This is a genomic window from Candidatus Margulisiibacteriota bacterium (assembly GCA_028706105.1).
In the GTDB taxonomy this organism is placed as follows: domain Bacteria; phylum Margulisbacteria; class Riflemargulisbacteria; order GWF2-35-9; family DYQY01; genus DYQY01.
In genome coordinates, this window is the sequence record JAQWCF010000119.1 from 1 (window position 1) to 4,072 (window position 4,072).

The window sequence follows — 4,072 nt, forward strand, 5'->3', positions numbered from 1 at the left end:
TTCAATGATAGGATAGATAATCTCAAAGGCATCATCTTTCAGTTTATCACCATCATAGATTAAAGCTTTGATTTCGTCTTCGGTTTTATTCAGTAGTTTTGTTAATAGTTTGTCGAGCATTCTTTTTTAAATTTTTAGGTTTAAATTCAATTACGTCTTTTGGAATTTTTACAGTTTCATTAACCTTACTTAGTACGGTAAACTTTTTTTGTTTTTCCTTTAAGTTTACCCACGTATCTTGGGTTATTACGTACACCTTCAACGTCGTTTTGTTTTGTATTCTCATCTTTTTGTTTATTAGGTGGTATAAATTCGATTACATCTTGCGGTATTTCGCCGGGAAGTAATTCTTCTACCCAGCCTGATTTTTCTCTTCCGATAGCGTTATATTGCTTTTCGGTAAAATAGGTAAATGTCTTACCCTTAACATATCGTACTTTATCCATAGAATCAATTTGGAATTACAAAATTACATCGTGTTCATGAATCAGTTGAGTTTATATTTAAACTTTATTAAAAAACTTCTTTTGTTGGCGATAATAGGCATTCCGGTAGTCTTCAAAAGACAACTCTTCCGTGTCTATATCAAAGTCTTTAATAAATTCATAATACGTCTTTTCCAACGTAATTGTGGGTAATGCTTTTATCATTCCACGCACATAAGCAAACGCAAATGTATCTATTTGGTTTGCTCTAAAAAACATTAATAGGTTATCTGTGTACTTAGGCATTGAATTCTGTTTTAATACGGTTAATAAATGATTTATTGTTTGCTGACCACAACCCACGATTGTATTCGGAGCGTTCTAAAGCCTCCTGTTCACTCATATTGGCTGCGGTTATAATTTGTGCGTAAAGGGATAATAAAGAGACTACGCCGCCATCTACTAAGTTAATTTTTACTTTATGGTCTATGTCAATCAGGTTTTTAATCCCTATTATATCCATAGGCGAGTGGTTAGTTGTTAAAACTATTGCTCCGGTTGAAAGCCCCTCCCACATTGTATGGCTAAAGTCTTCATAATAATAAGGACATAAATGAAACATTATTGAGTTTTGGAAATTCCTAAAATTCACTTCGGATATAAAGCCATTATAAAAGAATACATTATTTACCCACTGACACTCTGTACCTATTTTTTTGCCAACATAGATCAATGGAGGAAGTGCTATATTATTATATCTTGCCTGTTTATAAAGTTGCACAATCTCAAGCGTACCCCTATCATGCCTTCCAGCGGTAGAATGTAAAAACATAAACTTCTTACTTGTACGTTGTCTTATATCCTGCGATGTCCATGAAGTGAATAAAGAGTTAAGGTGGTTGAAAACTTTAAAAGAATAATAAGATTTACATAACACTTTAGTAAACGGTCTTAAGTCCCAATTTGGGTCTGCGGTTTTAGGATTTGGAACGATGTAGTTTTTAGTTGCATATTTCAATCTACTATATCTTGGAATTTCAAGATGTACATTAACATCACAAAGATGAAATGAATTAACTGTTACGTTTTTAAATATAGACTTAAGCACAGCAACATCTTGCTGTTGGCTTATTGACCCCATATCCATATAAACGTTAACAGTCATATTCATTTGGTATATGTGCAACATAATATTCAGGTGCGGTAATTTTTTGGTAGTTATGTTCCATTAATTTTCTTATAAAATACCAATCATCATACGAATACTTGCTTTCATTTTCCCAGTATTCGATCTTTTTATGAATAATATTCGAAGTCCCACAATGTGATTTTTCTAAAAAGCAATGACTTATATACCAATCATTATTAAATTTAATGTCATCAAAAAAATACCAATCCTTATCCCCTAACTGCTTGGATAGTATCATAAGATGATTTTCTCCAAAGAAATCGTCAGAATCTAAATATGTAATCCAACTACCTTTTGATTTTGTTATACCCACATTTCTGGGTGTTCCCGACCACATAGGTTGTTTTGCTATTTTAAAAAGCTTAATTTTACCATTTACAAATGGTTTACAAATATTATAAGCATCTGCACAACCGTCGCATACGATAATCAGCTCCCAATCTTTGTAAGTTTGGTTAATAACCGAATTAATAGCTCTTATAAGTTTTTGCTCCCTGTTTTTAGCCGCTAAAGGATATTTTCCTAAATAAACAGGCATTATTACGCTTATCATTTATTTAAATATTTATATGTTTTATTTGCGTGTACACATAGGTTATCAATATACGCTTTGCCCCATCTGTTGGCTAGGTCTGGGACTGTTTTTTTTAACATTTTAGAACGTACTAATTCTGTATAACTCGTACAATTGCTATGCTTAACAAATACGCTACCAATAATTAAGTTGCTAAAACCTGCATGAATTGATTTGATGGAATAATCATCCTCGCTCCCATAGTGAGGAAAAGTATCATTATCTAAATGCCCTATTTTAAGAATTAATTGCTTGCTTATAAAGTAACAAAATCCATGGATTAAATAGGCATATAAAGTTGGCTTATTATTAATGTTTTTAAGATATTCTTCTACATTATTAATTGTTTGACAAAGAGCATTATTGCTAACAACTCCAACTATACCAATCTTGTCATTATAATAGGATTTTACTTTATCAAACCAATTAGGAGTAACAATTTCTGCATCGCTATTTAAAAGACATAAACAAGTAAAATCAAAGTTTTTAACAGCATAATCAATTCCTATATTACAGGAGGTGGTAAATCCTTTTGCTTCTTTATTATTAAATATAGTTACGTAATGAAGACTTCTGAAACTATTTACATACTCAGATGTTTCGTTATCTGAGCCATCATTAATAATAATTAATTTTAAATTTTTAGTATTAACAATAACACTTTCAATACACTTTTTAACAACATCTAAATGCCCGTGAACCGGTATAATAACTACGTTTAACATAATTTATAATTAGTGAATTGTTGAAAATACTCAAATCCCTTAATAACCATACCATCACGGGATAATTTGCCACAGTACGGGTCGAAGCATGAACCAAAGTCTATCATAAAGGCATCTTTACCCATAATAGGATAAAGTCTATCAATGAGTATTTTGGTGGTGTACCCGGTGCTAAAACAAAACATCTTAACTCCTAAATAATAAGTTTGAAGTATATCTTTTGTTATTCTGTCAATTTCATTAAACGAATTTGAGCTTGGAGTTTCGATAAAGTATATTTCATCCATTCCGTTAATATCTATTATGTGTTGTAGATGCGAACCGCCTATAAAACATGGCTTATATACACTAATTGCCGAAATAATCTCTCCAATTCTACTATTAACCGATAATTCTTGCCAAAATTCGCCATAATAAAACTTCATTTCCGGGCAGGTATCTTTTAAAAATTTGGCAAATAAATCGCCATTCACATAAAACGTACAATCCAAAAAACAATGATAATAATCGTATTGATTCCTAAAAATTTGCTTCATTGGCTCAGACAATTCGGGTATAAAGGCACTACCATCACAATTAGCCTTCATACCATTTGGAAACATTGCAATAATTTCCCCATCACCGAATCTACTCAATGAGAATGGCTTATTTTCTTTAATAAGATTAAGATAATGTTCTGCTGGTAAATTTAACATAATATCTTTTTAAGATTGTCAAATACTTTATTCCACGTCATATTTTTAATTGTTTCATTCATATCTTTTTGAAATAACGGAGATGCAATTTCAAAATTACTAATTAAATGTTTGCATTTATTTACCATGTCGGAAATGTCTTCTTTTGCCGCAACTAAACAATTTATCTTATCAAAGAATATTTCACCAATAGCCCCATCGCATAATACCGCAGGACATCCGCAAAGTGCTGATTCGATAGGTGTTAAATTTAAACCCTCGGATACCGAAGGCATTAAAAAACATTTACAAGTATTAAATATTTCCCTAACTTCGTCTCGTGAAGCTCTTGAATAGTGTTTTATAAGCCCCTTTGGATGCTGGTATTTATTGTAACCATCACTCCTGCCAAAACTAATCACACCGTCAATAATTTTATTTTGGTATAAAATATCTGCAACCTTAACGGCTGTTTGATATTTTTT

At 31.5% G+C, this 4,072-nt stretch carries 7 protein-coding genes; all 7 read right to left on the bottom strand.

The window, feature by feature from the left end:
* Nucleotides 1-185 precede the first annotated feature (185 nt).
* Entirely contained in the window at nucleotides 186-446 is a 261-nt protein-coding gene (locus PHF25_08975) for a hypothetical protein (GenBank protein MDD4528141.1), read from the bottom strand.
* A 57-nt stretch (nucleotides 447-503) separates the two neighbouring features.
* Nucleotides 504-731 (bottom strand): hypothetical protein, encoded by a 228-nt coding sequence (locus PHF25_08980; protein MDD4528142.1) that lies wholly within the window; start codon nucleotides 729-731, stop codon nucleotides 504-506.
* Nucleotides 724-1,590, bottom strand: a complete 867-nt coding sequence (locus PHF25_08985; protein MDD4528143.1) for a hypothetical protein — start codon at nucleotides 1,588-1,590, stop codon at nucleotides 724-726. Before PHF25_08985 ends, PHF25_08980 begins: the two co-directional genes overlap by 8 nt.
* A complete protein-coding gene (locus PHF25_08990; GenBank protein ID MDD4528144.1) occupies nucleotides 1,580-2,167 on the bottom strand; it encodes a glycosyltransferase family A protein in 588 nt (195 codons plus the stop codon). The genes PHF25_08985 and PHF25_08990 overlap by 11 nt, the downstream gene beginning before the upstream one ends.
* Entirely contained in the window at nucleotides 2,164-2,913 is a 750-nt protein-coding gene (locus PHF25_08995; GenBank protein ID MDD4528145.1) for a glycosyltransferase, read from the bottom strand. The genes PHF25_08990 and PHF25_08995 overlap by 4 nt, the downstream gene beginning before the upstream one ends.
* Nucleotides 2,907-3,608 (bottom strand): hypothetical protein, encoded by a 702-nt coding sequence (locus tag PHF25_09000; protein MDD4528146.1) that lies wholly within the window; start codon nucleotides 3,606-3,608, stop codon nucleotides 2,907-2,909. Before PHF25_09000 ends, PHF25_08995 begins: the two co-directional genes overlap by 7 nt.
* Nucleotides 3,602-4,072, bottom strand: a 471-nt coding sequence (locus PHF25_09005) for a glycosyltransferase (GenBank protein ID MDD4528147.1), incomplete at its 5' end; no start/stop codon positions are given. The genes PHF25_09000 and PHF25_09005, both read right to left, overlap by 7 nt.